At 28.5% G+C, this 19,191-nt stretch carries 18 protein-coding genes, 2 tRNA genes and 1 riboswitch; of the genes, 16 read left to right on the forward strand and 4 right to left on the reverse strand.

All coding sequences use genetic code 11. The annotated features are described in order from the left end of the window. Window positions 1-104: 104 nt before the first annotated feature. Window positions 105-224: riboswitch (yybP-ykoY riboswitch) on the forward strand. Window positions 225-294: 70 nt separating this feature from the next. From HMPREF3154_RS09525 to HMPREF3154_RS09540, 4 genes are all read left to right on the forward strand, one after another. Beyond that, window positions 295-1,095: a TerC family protein gene (locus HMPREF3154_RS09525; protein WP_070474697.1), complete on the forward strand. Its 801-nt coding sequence runs from the start codon at window positions 295-297 to the stop codon at window positions 1,093-1,095. Between the two features lie 215 nt (window positions 1,096-1,310). Beyond that, window positions 1,311-3,245 carry a trypsin-like peptidase domain-containing protein gene (locus HMPREF3154_RS09530; protein WP_023350572.1) on the forward strand — a complete coding sequence of 645 codons (1,935 nt, stop codon included), beginning with the start codon at window positions 1,311-1,313 and terminating at the stop codon, window positions 3,243-3,245. 17 nt (window positions 3,246-3,262) lie between these two features. Continuing rightward, the gene (locus tag HMPREF3154_RS09535; RefSeq protein ID WP_002469916.1) at window positions 3,263-4,621 is read left to right on the forward strand and encodes a TrkH family potassium uptake protein; all 1,359 of its coding nucleotides are present in this window, start codon (window positions 3,263-3,265) and stop codon (window positions 4,619-4,621) included. Between the two features lie 178 nt (window positions 4,622-4,799). Beyond that, window positions 4,800-6,308, forward strand: coding sequence for a bifunctional metallophosphatase/5'-nucleotidase (locus HMPREF3154_RS09540; RefSeq protein ID WP_023350571.1), 1,509 nt, complete (start codon window positions 4,800-4,802; stop codon window positions 6,306-6,308). Window positions 6,309-6,404: 96 nt separating this feature from the next. Here HMPREF3154_RS09540 and HMPREF3154_RS09545 read toward each other — a convergent pair whose 3' ends face one another. After that, the gene (locus HMPREF3154_RS09545) at window positions 6,405-7,007 is read right to left on the reverse strand and encodes a CPBP family glutamic-type intramembrane protease (protein WP_002433304.1); all 603 of its coding nucleotides are present in this window, start codon (window positions 7,005-7,007) and stop codon (window positions 6,405-6,407) included. Window positions 7,008-7,012: 5 nt separating this feature from the next. Then, complete coding sequence (locus HMPREF3154_RS09550; RefSeq protein WP_002433441.1) at window positions 7,013-7,198, reverse strand: YkvS family protein; 186 nt, start codon at window positions 7,196-7,198, stop codon at window positions 7,013-7,015. A 204-nt stretch (window positions 7,199-7,402) separates the two neighbouring features. On the opposite strand from HMPREF3154_RS09550, the gene HMPREF3154_RS09555 reads away from it, so the two are divergent. After that, window positions 7,403-8,389, forward strand: coding sequence for a lipoate--protein ligase (locus HMPREF3154_RS09555; RefSeq protein ID WP_023350570.1), 987 nt, complete (start codon window positions 7,403-7,405; stop codon window positions 8,387-8,389). Window positions 8,390-8,469: 80 nt separating this feature from the next. On the opposite strand, the gene HMPREF3154_RS09560 is transcribed toward HMPREF3154_RS09555, so the two are convergent. After that, window positions 8,470-8,688 (reverse strand): IDEAL domain-containing protein, encoded by a 219-nt coding sequence (locus tag HMPREF3154_RS09560; RefSeq protein WP_023350569.1) that lies wholly within the window; start codon window positions 8,686-8,688, stop codon window positions 8,470-8,472. Between the two features lie 219 nt (window positions 8,689-8,907). Here HMPREF3154_RS09560 and HMPREF3154_RS09565 point away from each other — a divergent pair, with 219 nt between their 5' ends. The 8 genes from HMPREF3154_RS09565 to HMPREF3154_RS11710 all read left to right on the forward strand — a co-directional run bounded on the left by HMPREF3154_RS09565 (window position 8,908) and on the right by HMPREF3154_RS11710 (window position 12,859). Continuing rightward, on the forward strand, window positions 8,908-9,483 hold the full coding sequence (locus HMPREF3154_RS09565; protein ID WP_023350568.1) for a competence protein ComK: 576 nt from the start codon (window positions 8,908-8,910) through the stop codon (window positions 9,481-9,483). 184 nt (window positions 9,484-9,667) lie between these two features. Then, window positions 9,668-9,742 (forward strand) — tRNA-Asn (locus HMPREF3154_RS09570). A 3-nt stretch (window positions 9,743-9,745) separates the two neighbouring features. Then, window positions 9,746-9,834 (forward strand) — tRNA-Ser (locus HMPREF3154_RS09575). Window positions 9,835-10,486: 652 nt separating this feature from the next. Beyond that, window positions 10,487-10,933 (forward strand): hypothetical protein, encoded by a 447-nt coding sequence (locus tag HMPREF3154_RS09585; protein ID WP_023350501.1) that lies wholly within the window; start codon window positions 10,487-10,489, stop codon window positions 10,931-10,933. A gap of 461 nt (window positions 10,934-11,394) precedes the next feature. Then, the gene (locus HMPREF3154_RS09590) at window positions 11,395-11,583 is read left to right on the forward strand and encodes a hypothetical protein (protein WP_023350500.1); all 189 of its coding nucleotides are present in this window, start codon (window positions 11,395-11,397) and stop codon (window positions 11,581-11,583) included. Window positions 11,584-11,615: 32 nt separating this feature from the next. Further along, complete coding sequence (locus HMPREF3154_RS09595) at window positions 11,616-11,804, forward strand: hypothetical protein (protein ID WP_023350499.1); 189 nt, start codon at window positions 11,616-11,618, stop codon at window positions 11,802-11,804. Window positions 11,805-12,022: 218 nt separating this feature from the next. Further along, on the forward strand, window positions 12,023-12,562 hold the full coding sequence (locus HMPREF3154_RS09600; protein WP_226859622.1) for a hypothetical protein: 540 nt from the start codon (window positions 12,023-12,025) through the stop codon (window positions 12,560-12,562). Between the two features lie 30 nt (window positions 12,563-12,592). Continuing rightward, window positions 12,593-12,859, forward strand: coding sequence for a hypothetical protein (locus tag HMPREF3154_RS11710; RefSeq protein ID WP_023350497.1), 267 nt, complete (start codon window positions 12,593-12,595; stop codon window positions 12,857-12,859). A 733-nt stretch (window positions 12,860-13,592) separates the two neighbouring features. Here the strand turns inward: HMPREF3154_RS11710 and HMPREF3154_RS09610 are convergent. Further along, the gene (locus HMPREF3154_RS09610) at window positions 13,593-14,177 is read right to left on the reverse strand and encodes a hypothetical protein (protein WP_023350496.1); all 585 of its coding nucleotides are present in this window, start codon (window positions 14,175-14,177) and stop codon (window positions 13,593-13,595) included. Window positions 14,178-14,715: 538 nt separating this feature from the next. On the opposite strand from HMPREF3154_RS09610, the gene HMPREF3154_RS09615 reads away from it, so the two are divergent. From HMPREF3154_RS09615 to HMPREF3154_RS09625, 3 genes are all read left to right on the forward strand, one after another. Then, the gene (locus HMPREF3154_RS09615; protein WP_002469996.1) at window positions 14,716-14,850 is read left to right on the forward strand and encodes a gallidermin family lantibiotic; all 135 of its coding nucleotides are present in this window, start codon (window positions 14,716-14,718) and stop codon (window positions 14,848-14,850) included. A gap of 96 nt (window positions 14,851-14,946) precedes the next feature. After that, a complete protein-coding gene (locus tag HMPREF3154_RS09620) occupies window positions 14,947-17,928 on the forward strand; it encodes a lantibiotic dehydratase (protein ID WP_023350494.1) in 2,982 nt (993 codons plus the stop codon). Continuing rightward, a complete protein-coding gene (locus HMPREF3154_RS09625; RefSeq protein ID WP_065423663.1) occupies window positions 17,921-19,165 on the forward strand; it encodes a lanthionine synthetase C family protein in 1,245 nt (414 codons plus the stop codon). Before HMPREF3154_RS09620 ends, HMPREF3154_RS09625 begins: the two co-directional genes overlap by 8 nt. Window positions 19,166-19,191 lie beyond the last annotated feature (26 nt).

A 19,191-nucleotide genomic window follows, 5' to 3' on the forward strand; every position in this document is an offset into this window, starting at 1 on the left:
AACGGGGTATTCTTTAAGAACGTATTAAACGAAGTAGATACGATTTAGATTGTGTTACTTGTACAATCTATGTATACTATTATTAACAAATGAATACCTATGACAACTTTGTCAGAGGGGAGTAACTAGAGGATAGTAGAACTTTAATTATTAGCAACTACTATTTAACACTTTATCGTCATTACGAAGGTAAGTCTTCCGGTAAAGTGGGCAATACAATTGCTTAGTGAGACCTTTGCTATTATTTAGCATAGGTCTCTTTATTTGTATTTTTTAATAAAGGAGTTGTCCACTATGGATCCAAGTTTGATTTTACCTTATTTATGGGTACTCTTAGTGCTTGTGTTCTTAGAAGGTTTATTAGCAGCTGATAACGCAATAGTTATGGCTGTAATGGTAAAACACTTACCACCAGAACAACGTAAGAAGGCATTGTTTTATGGTTTATTAGGAGCATTTATATTTAGATTTATAGCCTTATTCTTAATTAGTATTATTGCGAACTTCTGGTGGATTCAAGCTGCAGGTGCAATCTATTTAATCTATATGTCTATCAAGAATTTGTGGGATTTCTTCCATAAATCAGAAGAAGAGCATCATAAAGACTCAGGTGATGATCATCACTATGATGATTCAGGAAATGAAAAGAAAGTTGGGCCTAAAGCATTTTGGGGCGCAGTTTTCAAAGTAGAATTTGCAGATATTGCCTTTGCTATTGATTCAATGTTAGCTGCTTTAGCTATAGCAGTGACATTACCTAAGATGGGGATTCACTTCGGTGGAATGGACTTAGGTCAATTTATAGTAATGTTCTTAGGTGGCATGATTGGTGTCATTCTTATGAGATTTGCTGCAAATTGGTTCGTTGAATTATTAAATAAATATCCAGGTTTAGAGGGAGCAGCCTTTGCCATCGTTGGTTGGGTTGGTATTAAATTAGTTGTAATGGTTCTTGCGCATCCAGATATTGGCGTTTTACCAGAAGAATTCCCTCATGGTGCTTTATGGCAATCCATTTTCTGGGCAGTGCTTATTTTACTAGTGATTATAGGATGGTTTACTTCCGTCATTAAAAACAAAAAGAAGAATAAATAGTTTATTATTTAAACATTGCTCCACTCATCTAACCTTTTGAGTGGAGTTTATTTTTAACTTTATTGTATTGAACATTGCAGTTTTATAGTTAAAATATTAAAATTTAAACTATAATCAAACTCGATAATACTGTATTGAAAACCTTAGAAATAACTAAAATTTAATAATTTTTACATATTTAACTAATATAAGTGAATATAGGAGTGGGTCATCAATTGGATAATGATAAAAAACAAGTCATACCCCGTAGTCAGTATCGTCGAAAGCGACGTGAATATTTTCATAATGAAGAAAGAGAAGAACGTATTAAACGTGAACGAGAAGCTCTAAAACAGCAAGTTGCTAAAGAAAAACAACAATCCAAGGTTAACGAAGAACGCGTTAAAGATAATTTACGTAAAGCAAGAATTGAGAAATTAACTCAAGAAGAAATTCAACAACAACACGAAATAGCAAATCAAAGGCAAAAAAATAAACATGAAGAGACCAATCAAACAGATGCATTAAAACCTTCTTCAATGAGCAAAAAATCTTCTAATTCTAAAGAATTAGGTGATCACACTCAAACACATTTAACTTCAGAGGATAGACCACGAAGTGAAGTTGAAGATGAACAAGTAAATCATAATCATAAAGAAACAAGAGTGCCATATTCAATCACTAACCAACCGAAGGACATAGAGGGTGAAGACAAAACCGTTAAAACCGCTAAAGAAAATGATGACAACGTTCAACAAGAACAGTCTAATATAAATGAAACAACAGATAAAAAAGAGGTTAGCACTAAAGATAGTGATTATGAGAACAATAATCAGATAGAAACTTCTAATAATATAACAGATAAGAGAAAAAATAATGATAAGCGTCATTTAGATTCTGAACAAAACAAAGAAAAGCCATATTCATCTATAAATCATCATTCAGATGATAAGGAAAATGATGATGACAAAGGTAATGATAAATATTCAAAGAAAGATTCTCTAAAAACGAGTAATAAAAATGATAATTTTGAATACATCAAGAACGCAATAATTGCTTTCTTTAAAGAACACTGGCCAAAACTTTTAATTATCATAGGTATTATCTTATTATTACTTATATTAAATGCTATATTTACAACAGTTAATAAAAATGATCATACTAATGATAGTGCTTTTAATGGAAATGACAAGAATTATACAACTACAATGAAAAACGCTAATAACTCTGTCAAATCAGTAGTAACTGTTCAAAACAATGTATCTAATAATACTACTATTCCTAAAAGTAAATCAGGTTCAGATAATGAAATTGGTTCGGGTGTCGTCTACAAAAAAGTAGGCGACTCTATTTATATTTTAACGAATGCTCACGTAGTCGGAGATAAAGATAAACAGAAAGTTACATACAATAATAATAAGTCTGTTGAAGGAAAAGTGGTTGGCAAAGACAAATGGTCTGATATTGCTGTTGTAAAAGCTAAGTTATCAGATGAAAGTATGAAACCAATAACTTTAGGTGATTCAAATAACTTAGTATTGGGACAATCAATATTAGTTGTTGGTAATCCTTTAGGAGTAGATTTCAAAGGTAGTGTTTCTAAAGGGATTATTTCAGGTTTAGATCGTCATGTACCTGTAGATATAGATAAAGACAATAGTTATGATGTGTTGATGAAAGCATTTCAAGTTGATGCCCCAGTTAATCCAGGTAACTCTGGAGGAGCTGTAGTTGATAAAGATGGTAGACTTATAGGTATTATTTCGTTGAAGATAGATATGGAAAATGTAGAGGGTATGGCCTTTGCAATTCCGATTAATGATGTACGTAAAATAGCACAACAATTAGAAGACAATGGAAAAGTGCAATACCCTAACACTGGTATAAAAATAAAAAATGTAGCAGATATTTCAAGTGAAGAACGAGAGGAAGCCAACCTTCCATCAAGTGTTAACAATGGTGTGCTTGTTAATGATATTAAAGAAAATAGCTTAGGTGAAAAATCAGGGTTGAAAAAAGATGATGTAATAGTAGAATTAGATGGTAAAACCGTTGAAGATAATTTACGCTATAGACAAATTATTTTTAGCCATAGAGATGATTTAAAAACTTTAACAGCTAAAATCTATAGAAATGGTACAGAAAAAACTATTCAAATTAAACTGAAATAAACGTTGAGGTGAAATTTATGTCTATATTAAGTCAATTACTTAAGAAATCAAGTCCTCAACAAGGGATTGTTCTTTATTACCTCTTTGCCATTGTGGTTGCATTTTTATTATTAAATTTACCTTTTGTACATAAACATGGAGTTGATGTTAATCCTATAGATACATTGTTTGTTGCGGTTTCTGGAATTAGTGTGACAGGATTAACACCAGTAAATATAGTTGATACTTATTCTACCTTTGGACAAATAATCATTTTGATTATTTTAAATATCGGTGGAATAGGTGTCATGGCTATCGGTACATTACTCTGGGTAGTGTTGGGTAAGCATATTGGTATAAGAGAACGACAACTTATCATGTTAGATAATAATAAAGACACGATGAGTGGTACTGTAAAATTGATTTTAGAGATTGTAAGAACAATATTTGTAATTGAACTTGTAGGCGCATTATTATTAGCATTTTACTTTTATCGAGATAATCCTGATTTAAAACACGCTTTTATGCAAGGTGTGTTTGTATCGGTTTCTGCTACAACAAATGGTGGTTTAGATATAACGGGAGAATCTCTTGTGCCATATGCAAAAGATTATTTTGTTCAAACAATAGTTATGTTTCTAATTGTTTTAGGTTCGATTGGATTTCCTGTTCTTCTCGAACTTAAAGCATACATAAAAAATAGAGTAACTAATTTTAGATTCTCATTATTCACTAAAATAACAACGTCTACATATCTATTTTTATTTGTATTCGGTGTACTATCTATATTGTTATTAGAACATAACCATGCCTTCAAGGGATTGAGTTGGCATCAGGCTCTATTTGATTCATTATTTCAGTCTGCGACTACACGTAGTGCTGGCTTACAAACAATTGATGTGTCACATTTCAGTGATGCCACAAATATTATAATGAGCATATTAATGTTTATTGGGTCCTCTCCAAGTTCGGTTGGTGGAGGTATCCGTACAACTACTTTTGCTATTCTTATTCTTTTTATTATTAATTTTAATAATACTGCTGATAAAACAGGTATCAAAGCCTTTAATAGAGAAATTCATATTATGGATATTCAACGTTCCTTTGCGGTATTTACAATGGCATCAATTCTAACTTTTGTAAGTATGATTATTATTGCTGCTACTGAACAAGGTAAATTGACATTTATACAAATCTTTTTTGAGGTAATGTCAGCATTCGGTACGTGTGGCTTAAGTTTAGGTGCAACTGATAATATTAGTAATTTAACTAAAATTGTACTAATGATTTTGATGTTTATCGGACGAGTCGGCTTGATATCATTTATTATTATTTTAGCTGGACGTAAAGAACCTGATAAATTTAGCTATCCTAAAGAACGAATTCAAATAGGATAATTTTTATAAAATACTTCTGGTAAATGAATACTATTTATCAGAAGTGTTTTTATGTTTAGATAAGTTTTTATTAATTATTGTGTTTTGTTTTCCAAAGGCATGATTTGAATTACTTTTATATTAATTACACTACAAGATATTTACATGTTAAACTTACTTTAATGAGAGGAGTGGCTAGATGGAAAAAAATGAAAATATTACTGTAGATGTGATTGCAACCTCAGATATGCATAGTCACTTCTTAAACGGGGACTATGGATCAAATATCTACAGAGCAGGCACATATGTCAAAGATGCTCGTAAACAAAATAAGCATGTTATTTTACTTGATAGTGGAGGTAGCTTAGCAGGTTCGTTAGCAGCATTTTATTATGCGGTAGTAGCTCCTTATAAGCGTCACCCTATGATTAAATTAATGAATGCTATGCAATACGATGCCAGTGGGATAAGCCCTAATGAATTTAAATTTGGTTTGTCATTCTTAACGCGTTCAGTTGCGTTAGCCCGTTTTCCTTGGTTATCAGCAAATATAGAGTACACAGTGACGCGTGAGCCATATTTTTCAACACCATATACAATTAAAAACTATGATGATTTAAAGATAGCTATTGTCGGATTAACAGCTGATGGTTTAATGAAAAATGAATATGCTGAAATGGAAAATGATGTCAGTATTGAAAAGACGCTTCTCTCAGCTAAGCGTTGGATTAGATATATTCATGAAGTTGAGGAGCCAGATTTTCTTATAGTTATTTATCATGGTGGTCTTAATAAAATTAGTAATAAGAGTAAACGAAACGAAAGAAATGCGAACGAAGCTGAAAAAATTATGGAAGAATTAGGTGTCATCGACTTAATTATTACAGCTCATCAACATCAAACTATTGTTGGTAAAGATCATGAAACAGTTTATGTACAAGCAGGTCAAAATGCTGAAGAGTTAGTACATTTATCAATTCATTTTAAAAAGCGTACGAGTTCATATGAAATAGAAAATATCGAATCAAAAGTGATAGATTTAAATGACTATAATGAAGATCAAGATTTACTAAATGAGACGCATTATGATCGTAAAGCTGTCGAGTACTGGGCAGATGAAATTATATCTAATAACAAATTTAATCTAATTATTGATAGTATTGAAGACATTATTTGTCAGCCACATCCATTTGCTCAATTACTTCATGATGGTATCAAAGCTGCGTATGATTATAAAATCTCATGTGTGCACCTACCTATAAACGGAGAGGAAGGACTAGGTGGAGTTATTCGCAATAGGGATTTATATGAGGCATATCCACATCCAGACAAACCTGTTGATCTAACGGTAAGAGGGAAAAACATAAAAGATATTCTAGAGTATAGCTATTCCCATATAGAATTCGAACAAGGAAAATTAAGTTTAACAATTATTGATGAAACGTTGTTTACATTCTGGCAAGGTATTAATTATACAGTCGATATGAAACAACAGCCATACCACAGAGTTAAAATAGATAATATAGATGAGAATCAAATGTATAGAATCACCATGACAGATTATTGTTATAGAAATTACAAAGATTACTTGAAAGATGCGATTGTTCATGAAACTCACGATGAAACAATGGGGGGACTGATTAGAAATAATCTGAAAAATGCAGATTACAATGTTAAAGTAATGAATAATTTTAAAGTTAATCTCTAATTTGTCTCTCAATATATAACAACGTTATGATTAATAAAATTACTTCAACAAAAAAAGCATTTCTTAACCCGCAAGAGAAGGGTTAAGAAATGCTTTTTATCCATGAAATATTAATAACAATATTATAGCAACAATTTGTGCTATTGAAGTAGTTGCTATTCGTCTAGTATATTCATAACTTAATGATAAAATGATTTGAGTTACAAAGATAAAGAATACAATCCACCAATTATCAAGGTAGATAAATAATGAACTTGAACAGATTGCAACTATTAATATGCTTACCCATTTAGGTAAGTTGAAACGAATTAATTCTTTTTGTAAAACAGTTCTCATATATAACTCATGACACGGAATTACGAATATTAACGTAATGAGCATTTGCCATTTGAAATAAACGCCTGTTCTTGATAATTCTTTGATTAATGATGCGTACGATAATTCTGATGAAATAAGTGAAAAAATGAGTTGTACGATTATAAGTACAATACTTGTGATTATACCAATTCCAATTGAAGTTAATAATCGTTTAGATGCAATGTCTCTTTGATAAAAAACATAACTTATTCCTGCTATTAGCATAATGCCAGTGTATAAGTACCAGTACTCTTGGTGTTCACCCCACATCACAAATAAAATTGCGTGAAAGACGATGAAGCTTATAATAAACCAAATTAAAGCTTTAGAAACATTTTTCATTATAATTAACCTTCTTGTTCAACGATTTTATATCGCTTATGATTAATGACAGTTTTCTCAGGTAAATCTAATTCATTAAAGTTTTCCATAATTGTTAAGTCTACAATAACAGAATTGTCATTAATTTTCTCTACACGGCCTCTTAAACCGTCATAAAATTCTACAATATTACCTACTTCTGCAACAGTCATAATGACTCCTCCCTTAAATCATAGCTAGATAATATTGTACTAAAATTTACATAACAAATAAACTAATATCCTTAAAAAACTAAGATTGTTATATATAAATATGAAAAGTAAGACATAAATGAGTAAATAATTGGAATTTTTAATATAAATCATTCATAACTAGGGTAAGGGCATATAGAAAGATACTTTAAGGAGAGGAATGTTATGAAGTTTATTAGTAATAATAATATTACTGATCCCACGCTCAATCTAGCAATGGAGGAGTACGTTCTTAAAAATCTTCCAGCTGAAGAAAGTTACTTTTTATTTTATATTAACAGACCTTCAATCATTGTAGGCAAGAATCAAAATACAATTGAGGAAGTTAATAAAGAATATATTGATAAGAACAGCATTGATGTTGTGCGTCGTATATCTGGAGGTGGTGCGGTATATCACGATACAGGTAATTTAAACTTTAGCTTTATTACTGATGATGATGGCAATAGTTTTCACAACTTTAAAAAGTTTACATTGCCGATTGTGCAAGCTTTACAATCTTTAGGAGTTAATGCTGAAATGACGGGCCGTAATGATATCCAAGTTGGTGAAGCTAAAATTTCAGGGAATGCAATGGTAAAGGTTAAAAATAGAATGTTTAGTCACGGCACTCTGATGTTAAATTGTGAACTTGATGAAGTTCAAAATGCGTTAAAAGTTAATCCTGCTAAAATTAAATCTAAAGGCGTTAAATCTGTAAGAAAACGTGTGGCTAACATTGATGAATTTTTAGAAGAACCACTAAATATTAATGAATTTAAGCAAATTATTCTAAAGACTATTTTTGGGGAAAATGAAGTAGAAGAATATGTATTAACTGATGACGATTGGACTAAAATCAAACAGTTAAGCAACGAAAAATACCGTACTTGGGAATGGAATTATGGTAAAAATCCTAAATATAATTTTGAGCGTGAAGAAAAATTTGAAAAGGGATTTATACAAATTAAATTTGATGTTAAAAAAGGACGTATTGAACATGCGAAAATATTTGGAGACTTCTTTGGAGAAGGCGATGTAACCGAACTTGAATATGCACTTGAAGGTTGTTTACATGACTTCGAGCATATTGAGGAAGCATTATCCAATTATAATCTATACCATTATTTTGGTGATATTGATAAATATGAAATTATAAGATTAATGTCTTAAATAAAATAAAAAAGGTCTATTCTCTAAACTTAAATTAAAGTAGGGAATAGACCTTTTATAATGAGTGACTCGAATCTAATTTATTCACTGAGAAAAGCCTCCAATTTTTTATATTCATCTATGTACTGTTTGAAATCTTTCTCATTCTTATTAACAAGTGCTTCGTCGATAAGAGTCTCAAGTTTTTTCTTCCTAGCTTCTCTTAATGCTTCATCAATTACAAGTTCTACACCTAAATCATTAACTGTTGTTACAAAGTCTTCAAGTGTAGTGTATTTTACATTTGTATTATGATTCATGAAAATCACTACCTTTCCTATTTATTGATATATGAGTATTATACAGTTTTTAATTTTTGAAATCAATGAATATTCTGACATTTTAAAAGAAATATGTGTAAAAAGAAAATAAAAGTAGAACTTGACTTAATTTAAGGCTCGTATAAAATAAAATTAAGTTATTATTATTAAAAGAAAATAGTAACAATAATTTATTTTTTTGTGAAGTGAGGTAATCGAATGACTAATTTTAGTGAATCAATCTATGTTATTAGAAAAGGTGACATGTTAATTCGACCAAGGTATGATGAATATCAGCAAACTTCAGGTGCAGAAATTATAAGATTTGATAAATCACGAAAGGAAAGTCCATTTAAAGTTCAAAGAATTATCGAGAGGTCCTGCAAATTCTATGGTAATAGCTACCTAAGCAAAAAATCTGAAACTAATAGAATTACAGGTATCTCTAGTAAACCACCTATTTTACTTACCCCTTTATTTCCAACTTATTTTTTCCCAACACATTCTGATCGACAAGACGAAAACATCTGGATAAACATGCATTATATCGACAACATCAAAGAACTTAAAAATCGTAAAAGTAAAGTGATATTTGCTAATGGTGAATCATTTATATTAAACGTTTCATATCATAGCTTATGGCATCAATATACAAATGCGATTATTTATTATTATATGGTAGATAAACATGCACGTATGAAATCAAATAATCCAGAACAACCCATTGATTATAATCAATCATCGTTAAATATATTTGAAGCTCTCTCAAGGTATTCTCTTTTAGATGATAAGTAGACACCATTTTAATATTTTTATCTACACAAATTAAGATTAAAATTGTTTGTTTAATTTTAAAATATGCGGGGCGTTAATATTAAATTAGTGTAAATGTTCCGTATATTTTTTTAAGATTTCTCTTGAAAAACTGAACAGGATTGATATAATAATATTTGTGCTTGATAGAGATAAATTAAATTAATCCGCAGTAGCTCAGTGGTAGAGCTATCGGCTGTTAACCGATCGGTCGTAGGTTCGAATCCTACCTGCGGAGCCATATGGAAACGTACTCAAGTTGGCTGAAGAGGCGCCCCTGCTAAGGGTGTAGGTCGCGAGAGCGGCGCGAGGGTTCGAATCCCTCCGTTTCCGTACAGACGCTTATAATGGTATAAATCCATTATAAGCGTTATTTTTTTGCCTTCTTATAAATCCTTTTGTATCAACGCTTTGAATGTGTTTTTTTTAAATTTTACTTCTTAATAGTTTTTATCCGTTTAAAAATTTTTAGTCAAATTGTGACTATGAGTATGATAATTAAGCTTTATTTTAGTCACAACATTTTCTGATTTAGTCACCAGAAAATCTCATTTAAATATTTAACTACTTCTTTATCTTCTTCGTTCTCAAATTCTTTAATTAAATTTGAATATATCTTGAGTGTTGTATGTATATTAGCATGACCAAATCTTTTTGAAATATATTGGATTGAAACGCCTTTAGTTAATAGGTAACCACAATGTGTAATCTCATTAAAGATAAATTATTAATAAGGCTTTAGTGAGGGATGAGTAATATGCTAAATAGTATTGATGAGTTAGTAGAGTGGACAATCTATATATGCACTAAGCGAAAATATCTTGAAACTAGATTAGATAAAATAAAAACATTAAGAATCTATAAGGGTTATTCCTATAAGCAAATGGGGATTACATTCAAGTATAAAAAAGCAGATGAAAGTATTCATCATCAAATGAGTATATTTGATATAATATAATAAATTTATTTAATTGGAGTGATTTTCATGAGGTATTTTAAATCAATAAAAAGAGTTTTAATTCCGATCAGTATTTGTACTTTGGTTATATTATTAATTGGATGTGGAAAAAGTAGCGATGGTCTTGCTGGCAGAGAGTTTAAAGGTGTAGTAGATGGAAAAACAGATGCGATATTTACTTTTAAAGATGATGGTACATTCAAAGTGGTTTCAGCACAAGGAAAACCAAATGCTGGGGAAGAATTTACAGGAAAATATGAAGTAAAAGAAGAAAATAGCAAAAAATATTTAATACTATCTTATTTTTCTAAATATATTTTTGGGTCAGATATAAAAAATAAAGAATATGTTGTAGTAGATGGAAAAAATAGTTATGTATACGAATTAGAAAAAGATGGAGATAATTATAAGTTGGAAGCTCCTAAAGAGGAAAAACTAAAAAATGATGTAAGACTTATTAGCGACGATAATTAATAGTATCTAAAATTTATAAAATAAAAGAATTTTTAACTTGACAAGCAACTTATTTATCGGCTACATTATCATTAATCAAATAAGTATTTTTATTTGTTTACAGAGTAAATAACTGTAGACAAATAAAAAAGGGGAATAAAGAAGATATATTGGCGTATATCATCTTTACATCATCTAACCACTAGGATAGTAGTGACTAGACTTATCCCCATAACAACAGAGTTTTGCTCAATCTTATATTGGCGTATAAGTTGAACAATAAGCACTTATATAAATATATTATATAGTTAAACGGCTTGCAATAGCTGTCATGAAATATATTATAAATAATTTTTCTATATTATATTTAAGGTTATGGATATAAATTTTACATTTATGGATAGGATTTAGCAATCACATGAAGTGGTTGTTAAGTCCTTTTTTTGTTCCTCTTTTTTATTTGTTTAACTGGGAGGTTGATTATGAGTAATACTGAAAGTGAAAATTTGTCCAAGGTTAGACAATTAATCTTGAATCAAAATAATCTAACCACTGAAGAAAAAGAAACATTATTAAACGAATTAGAAAACATGTATGAACTAAAAAAGAAAATGTCAAATTATGAGTTGATGCAGAGTAATGTAAATTTGTTAAAAATTTCCAAGGATTAATTTCAAATCGCTCAGGTAAAGAAATTAATATTGTGTCTGAACAACCCCAAAGTGAAGATTGTAAAGATTGGAACGATGTATTAGTGGAGAACCATTTTAATAATAAAGGAAGTCAACAAACTAAAGACTATTCAAATGTAATTGTTTCTGAGAAAAATGAATATACAGAATCATCTAAGCCTAAAAAGAATAAAAAAGATTTACAAACAATGAAATTATAACTTGATTTATAATATAAAAATGTTATAATATAATTAATCAGCGACTACGCGCGGATTTAAAACAATGAATACGTATATCATCAGTAGCCTTTACGATGGGTGAGCGGAGGCATCATAATTATAATACTCTATCCCCAACAGCTAGATATTAAATCTAGCTGTTTTTTTATTTTATTGAGGTAATACAAAATGAAAATATGCATCATAGAAACGATTTTTTGATAGAAAATTTATTAAATGGGAAAGCAAAACAGATTTTATACAACTATAAAAAAGGCTCTGGAAACAAACCATATTACTATAATCTAAAATATAATGATAATAATATTTTAATACCGTTTAGATCTAATTCAGAAAGGATTTCAACTAAATATAAACTAGAAACAAACCATATACAAACAGACCGTAAAAAACCTGCTATTGATTGTAGTAAAGTTTTAATATTAAAGGATAGCGAAATTGTAAATTTTACTAAATCTATATTTATCGAAGAAAAGCTATTTAAATTTGTAAAACGAAATAAAAAGGCTATCACTAAAAAATTTAATAATCATTTACGTGATTATATAGATCAAAAATCTAAACTTATAGATAATAAGACAGTACAATTTTCCACATTGCAATATTTTCATAAAGAATTAAATCTTGATGAAAAAATTATGAGTAAAAGAAAATCTGTTTTAATAAATGAACTAGAAAAAAATGGGGAGAGTAAGTTTTTTAAAAAACTAGTTAATACTGTCGAAAAAACTGAGTAAGTCACAAAACTATATAACTATAAATCTCTTTTGGAAATAGATGGTCGTTTAGACCCTAAAAGTAATTTTGATAATCCTAAACTGATATTAAATACTAAAGATAGTAAGAAGAAAATTGAAATAACTTTTGATGTATTCAATAAACTAATTGAAAATAATCCATATACTATTTTAGATAATTTAGAAGATGAAAAGAAAATCTTTGATATTAAACTCAGTGATAAAGAAGAATTAAATGATACAGTTAATGTTAAACCTATTAAACGAAAAAGTAGTGATTTATCTATAGATATATAAATAAAAGAAATTCTTTTTTCAGGGTAATATGAAATTTAAAATAGAACAGGTCTAAATAATCAAAACTATAAAGCACTAAAAGTAAGGTAACATTATTAAATTGCCCCATTATTAGTTTGGGGAACCGTAGAATACATTTATTTTACGAGTTGATCGCATACTAGCAATCATGGATTGCCTATTACAAGCCAGTTTAATCACGCAAGGGCATAAAATCTTTTTCTTAGTGGCGTAAAAGCCAGACGAAAAAATTTTTATGCAATTAACCTTGCATGAATTAAACGATAGGCTTGTTTTTTATGCTTATCAACAATGAAAAATAAATCATAAATTTCAAAAAATAAGGAGTGTTTGATATGTGTGAAGATAAAAATGTATTATATGTAATTTATGCAGATTGCCTAAATATTTTAAGATTAAGTCCTAACTGTTGATTATTAGTTCATAAATGTCTATATCAACTATTTAACCACGCCAATTAAAGGAGTGTTTTTTTGTCCTTGTATCAATTCATGTCAAAATAGTTATTTTTTTAATACTTAGTTACAAAAAAAAACGCTAAAAACAGCATAATTGAGCCGTTTTAGCGTTTATTAAAAATCAACTTTTATTTTCCCTTTCCAAAATAGAATATTGCTTGCTACATCACGTGATTTTAAACATTGATATAACGAGTTTTATTATAATTTGCAAAAATAAAAGGGTAGCCATGCTTGTACTGAGCCCCCAAAAATTAATCGCCGTATTTTTGTTCATAATAGTTAATAGCGTCAAGTTTTTGTTGTGCGTCATTACCATCATAGGTACCTTGTAAAATTGCATTTCTTGTTTGTATTTCACCTGAAGATAAGCCACCTGCATTTTTACGCCATTCTTGGTTGGGTAAATTCATGTAAGGATTGTTAGGGTCGTAGTCGGCACCTTGTGAAGATTGCTGCATGCGATGTTTTTCTTCAGATGTTAAATCACTATCAGTTGATACAGGATTGTTTGCTAAGTATTCTTTATTGTTTTGTTGTTGATAATTAGCTTGTGATTCAGTATTTTGATATTGATTATCTGTATGTTGAATTTGTGACTGTTCATTACTATTTTGTTTATTTTCTTTATCTTTGATTAAAGATGTATCTTTATTATCTTTATTTTGGTCTTCAGACTTTTTATCTTTTGATTTATTTTTATTTGAATCTTTAGATTTTTTACTTGAGTTAGTTTCTGATATTTTATCAGAATTTTCTTTACTTGATGAATCATTATTATTGCTACAAGCACCTAATATTAATAAACTACTAAACAATAAAACTAAAAACTTTTTCATTTCTAAACTCCCTTAAATTTACATTTTATATATTCAACCACATGTAGTGGCTCTAAAGTAATTTAGTCATCACCCCAATGTGTGTAAACACCATACTTTTATTAATTATACACTAAATTTTGTTATATATAATCTTCAAGTATGTAAAACTTTAAAACAAAAGCTTTTTTAATGCCATTAGCTACATATTTATTAAATCCATATTGTATATTTAATAACTTACGTATAGCTTTCTTATTTTTAATATACATACTTCTAAACATTTATAAATATTAATATTAATTTATAGAATATAATGCTCAAAATAGCATGGTTAAGTTAATTTAGTGTTTGGTGAAACAATATTCATATTTTCATTCTATTTGAATAACGAAAATGAGTGGATTTTCTAATTTTTAGAAGATTATATAAAATTTACATTATATTATTACACATATGTAATAATAATGATAAAATATAGAAATATTTTTAAACTCGTATTAATATGTAACTGAAAAGAATTTAAATATTCTTTTAAAAAAATTAAGGAGTGATTCGAATGAAAGTTGTTAAAGAAAAGAAAGAACTTTTTGATCTTGACGTTAAAGTAAATGCGAGAGACATGAATAATTCAGAATCAGGTCCACCTAATACAAGTTTAATATGGTGTACGGATGGATGCGCTAAACGGTAAAAACTTGTAATTCTCTAGTAAAAAGTGTTGATTTAAGTGCAATGTTTGAGCAGAGTTCCTTATAAAGGGCTCTGCTTTATTTTTAGAGGTGAATAAATGAAAAGTATTTTTAATACGTCTAGCTATTACATTATTAGAGCTCCTTTACTTCCTGTTTCCATTTATAATACTTATTTAAAAAATGATGAAATAGATTATTCCTCTTTTTTCCAAAACAAAATTATTGAAGAAACCATTTTGACTACGACATATCACTTATATCAAAGCTTAACTAATATCTCATTTGATAGTGAGAAGAAGAAAGCGCGTAATGCTAAAGAGAGCTTTTTAAAATATCTTATTAGAATGAGTACGAGGGGCACGCCATATGGATTGTTAAGTGGTGTATCATTGGGACAACTTGCTGAAAAAACAAATATACAAATACAAGAAGATGTTAATTACTATTATAAAAGCGTAAAAATAGATGGGTCTTGGTTAAGCAAATTAATTCATTTTTTAGAAAGTAATTATGATTATTATCAAGATAGTTACGTTATTTGGAATGAAAGAAATTACATTACCGACCAGCGTATATATTTGGATAATCAAACATGTCTCATTCAGGAAAATAATAAAGAACTAGTCTCAATCAAAAATAATGATTTGCTTAAATTCATTAAACAAAGCTTGCAAGAGGATTTAACATTTAAAGATCTAATAAAATTAATTTCAGAAAAATTTTTAATTAATGACGAGCAGGAAATAAAAAGTTTTATACAAAATCTATTAGACAAAGAAATAATATTTACTAGCTTAAGAACTGCTTTAAAAAAAGAAAACCCGTTAGATTATTTATTATGCTTTTATAGAGACTTTGATAATGATTTTATTAGATCACTTCAACTTATACATTTTGAAATGATGAAGTACCAAATTATGGAAATTGGGAAAGGTAAGAAAACCTTTTTAAGAATTCGAGAGTTGATGAGTCATTTATTTAAAGCTAAAGAGTATATTCAAATTGATACTAAAATTCAAACTAAAAATAATTATTTAAGTAAGAAAATTGCTAGAAATATTAGTGAAGCTGCATATCTACTATGGTTACTTTCTCCAGATGATTTGGGTATTAGCACTAATCATGATTTTCATTATAGTTTTTTAGAAAAATATGGTTTAGAACAAATTGTAAATTTAAAGGAATTACTTTCTGATATCAATGGTATGGGTTATTGCACTAAAGAAGATAAATCTATAAAAAATAATAGTCCTTTTTTGAAAGAAAAATATTATTACGCACTTTCTCATAATGAAGAGATAGAAATCACTGAAAATGAATTCTTAGACTTAGAAAAGAAAGACACTATTCCTATCGAGAGAGCGCCTTTATCTTCAGAAATATATAGTGAGTTTTATTATGGTAATAATATAAAAGGATATGATGAATTTTTGGTAATTAGTCCTATTGTATCTTCTTTCAATGCTGGCGCGACGATGGGGCGCTTTTCTCAGGAAATTGATAGGGACATACGTAAGCAATTAGATAACGAAATATATGAACAATATATTGAATATAGTAATGAAAATAACACTGAAGTTATTCATATAAATGAAATTCCTAAATATGCCAGAAATTTAAATATTAATCATTCTGGTACTACAAAATTTAAAGAACTTGACCTAGATATGCCATGTAGTTCAATTACATTAGACGATTTATATGTTGGAAGTACTTTTGATAAATTATATTTATTTTCTAAAACTTTAAATTCAAGAATCTTATTTATTACTCATTCTATGTTGAATTATGTTTTATGTTCTAATTTATATAGGTTTCTCAGAGAGGTGTCCTTAGGTAATACAAAATTTATCCAACCTATTAAAGACGATGGAATTGAAGGATTTAATTATTGTCCTAGAATTAGATATAAAAATGTAATTTTAAAGCCCGCAACATGGAAATTAAATAAAGATATGTTTTCAAGTAGTGAAAAAGAAAATTGGATTGAACAATTTCATAAGATCCAACAATTTTATAATATCCCTAATGATGTCAATATGGCTTTTGGCGATAATAGGTTAACGATTAATTTGTCTAATGATGCGCATATATCTATATTAAAAAAAGAAATTGAAAAGCAAGGTAGAGTTTGTCTTTTAGAGGATTTTATATCTAAGTCTAACAATGATAGAGTGATAGAAATTGTGACGCCAATATATAGAAAAGCTAAATCTAATGAAAAAAGTTTAATGATTCCTAAAAATATATATAAGCGATTGGAAACTAAAAGGGAATGGCTTTCAATACATTTGTATATTGATGAAAGCTATCAAAATGAATTTTTAATTCAATATATATTACCGTGTTTAAGAGAACTTTTTGATAATAATCACTTAGAAAGTTTCTTTTTCATTAAATATAGAGAAAATGATCATTTCATTAAGCTTCGTTTATTAAGTAAATCAAATGATTCAATACATTTATATCATGAGATGATGCAACTTAAACAAAAGTGGCTTAAAGAATCTGAATTATCTACTTATGCTATTGTAGATTATCAACCCGAAATCAACAGATATGGTGGTATTGAAACAATTGAGATCATTGAGGATTATTTTATGTATGATAGTTGGTTGGCAATTTATATCATTGATCAAACATTTAATTATCCTAAGGAATTTATTGTAGCAATAACTATTATTTTTTTAATAAATGAATTAAATATAAGCCAAGAAGAAATTGATGAAATTAGACATAACAATGTTGAAAATTTATATCGTAATAATGAGATAAGAGAATATAAAAATGAGATGGTTAAACTTACTAACCCTAGAGATAATTATTGCTATTTACATGCAAAGCTACCCAAACTTCATCAAATTTTATATAACAATTATAAAGAAATTGAAAAATTAAAAGTCGCTTTAAGTAGAGGTTTATCTACTCCTAGAGCACATATTATTGGCAGTTTGATTCATATGAGATGTAATAGAGTATTTGGCGTTAATCGAGATAAAGAGAAATTTGTACTTTCTATTTTTAATGAAATAGAGAAGACAAAGAAATACTGGTGTGGTGATATTATCAATGAATAAAGTCGAGGCAATGATGAAAAAAGAAGTTGAATTTTTATCACACTATGAAAATGCTACAGTACTAATTGAGAATAAGAGTGATTGTTGGAGTTCTTATACATTGTCCCATGGTTATCCTGGAGTGATATTGTTTTTAAATGAATTTCAAAATTTATACCACGTTAACTTTGATGAATTAATACATAAATATGTGTTGAGGATAGGCAAAGAATTAGAAAGAGGAATAGAAGGTTATTCTTTGTATAGTGGTATATCAGGTATAGCATTCTCAATTGATGTGGTATCTGATGGTCATTTACATTATCGAAATATTTTGCAGACACTAGATGATTATTTAATCGAGTTTATCAATAGAAAAATGACGTGTATAAATACAGAAGCTAATCCTAGAGAATATGATGTGGTAAGAGGTTTAGCGGGTATTGGTAGGTATTTGTTAAACAGAGTAGAAGCAAATCCGAAGGTTATTTCTAGTTTGATAGAAATAATGAATCATTTTAGAGATATACATTATTCAAAAAGACACTGGATTGTTTCTAAGGATAATCAATTTTTAAATATAGATAAAGAAAGGTTTTCTTTAGGAAATATAAATTTAGGTTTAGCACATGGCATATTAGGTCCATTCTCATTGTTGGCACTTAGTAAAATTAAAGGAGTGGAAATTGATAATCATTCAAGTTTACTTTCGGATATTACGGAATATTTATTTAAGACTGAATTTCAATATAATCAAAGTTGGCTTGATCGCTATGATTTAGCAGAAAAGTATTATCCTTCATACTCTATCAGAAATGGCTGGTGTTACGGGGATACTGGGATAATGAATACAATTTGGCTATTAGGTTTAGCTTTAAATAATGAAAATCTCATTGAGAAAGCTAAAAATTTAATAATTAAAATTATTAGATTGAATAATGATAATTTATTGAGTCCAACGTTTTGTCATGGTCTATCGTCTCATTTAACTATTCTAAATAATGTAAATAGATACTTTAATATACAAGAAGTTAATAGTTATCTAGAATTAATCCAGGAAAAGATATTGTCACATTATTCTTCTGAAAATCAGTTTATGTTTTATGATATCGAATTAGAAAATAACCAAAAACGTTTTAAAAATAAGGTAGGATTACTAGAAGGACAGATAGGTATTCTTTTATCATTATTAGATTATCAAGCCACTCATAGTAATTATTTAGAAAAAAGTTGGAAAAATATGTTTTTAATTAGCTAATAATTTCGTCTCGTTAAAGCGTTAAC

The sequence above is a fragment of the Staphylococcus sp. HMSC06C11 genome (assembly GCF_001808345.1).
GTDB classification, from domain to species: Bacteria; Bacillota; Bacilli; order Staphylococcales; family Staphylococcaceae; genus Staphylococcus; species Staphylococcus capitis.

What these genes read in the sequence shown, in the direction of transcription:
- HMPREF3154_RS09525 (WP_070474697.1), top strand. Translation starts at nt 295, where the DNA reads ATGGATCCAAGTTTGATTTTACCTTATTTATGGGTACTCTTAGTGCTT.
- HMPREF3154_RS09535 (WP_002469916.1), top strand. Translation starts at nt 3,263, where the DNA reads ATGTCTATATTAAGTCAATTACTTAAGAAATCAAGTCCTCAACAAGGG.
- HMPREF3154_RS09540 (WP_023350571.1), top strand. Translation starts at nt 4,800, where the DNA reads ATGGAAAAAAATGAAAATATTACTGTAGATGTGATTGCAACCTCAGAT.
- HMPREF3154_RS09545 (WP_002433304.1), bottom strand. Translation starts at nt 7,007, where the DNA reads ATGAAAAATGTTTCTAAAGCTTTAATTTGGTTTATTATAAGCTTCATC.
- HMPREF3154_RS09550 (WP_002433441.1), bottom strand. Translation starts at nt 7,198, where the DNA reads ATGACTGTTGCAGAAGTAGGTAATATTGTAGAATTTTATGACGGTTTA.
- HMPREF3154_RS09555 (WP_023350570.1), top strand. Translation starts at nt 7,403, where the DNA reads ATGAAGTTTATTAGTAATAATAATATTACTGATCCCACGCTCAATCTA.
- HMPREF3154_RS09560 (WP_023350569.1), bottom strand. Translation starts at nt 8,688, where the DNA reads ATGAATCATAATACAAATGTAAAATACACTACACTTGAAGACTTTGTA.
- HMPREF3154_RS09565 (WP_023350568.1), top strand. Translation starts at nt 8,908, where the DNA reads ATGACTAATTTTAGTGAATCAATCTATGTTATTAGAAAAGGTGACATG.
- HMPREF3154_RS09585 (WP_023350501.1), top strand. Translation starts at nt 10,487, where the DNA reads ATGAGGTATTTTAAATCAATAAAAAGAGTTTTAATTCCGATCAGTATT.
- HMPREF3154_RS09590 (WP_023350500.1), top strand. Translation starts at nt 11,395, where the DNA reads ATGAGTAATACTGAAAGTGAAAATTTGTCCAAGGTTAGACAATTAATC.
- HMPREF3154_RS09610 (WP_023350496.1), bottom strand. Translation starts at nt 14,177, where the DNA reads ATGAAAAAGTTTTTAGTTTTATTGTTTAGTAGTTTATTAATATTAGGT.
- HMPREF3154_RS09615 (WP_002469996.1), top strand. Translation starts at nt 14,716, where the DNA reads ATGAAAGTTGTTAAAGAAAAGAAAGAACTTTTTGATCTTGACGTTAAA.
- HMPREF3154_RS09620 (WP_023350494.1), top strand. Translation starts at nt 14,947, where the DNA reads ATGAAAAGTATTTTTAATACGTCTAGCTATTACATTATTAGAGCTCCT.
- HMPREF3154_RS09625 (WP_065423663.1), top strand. Translation starts at nt 17,921, where the DNA reads ATGAATAAAGTCGAGGCAATGATGAAAAAAGAAGTTGAATTTTTATCA.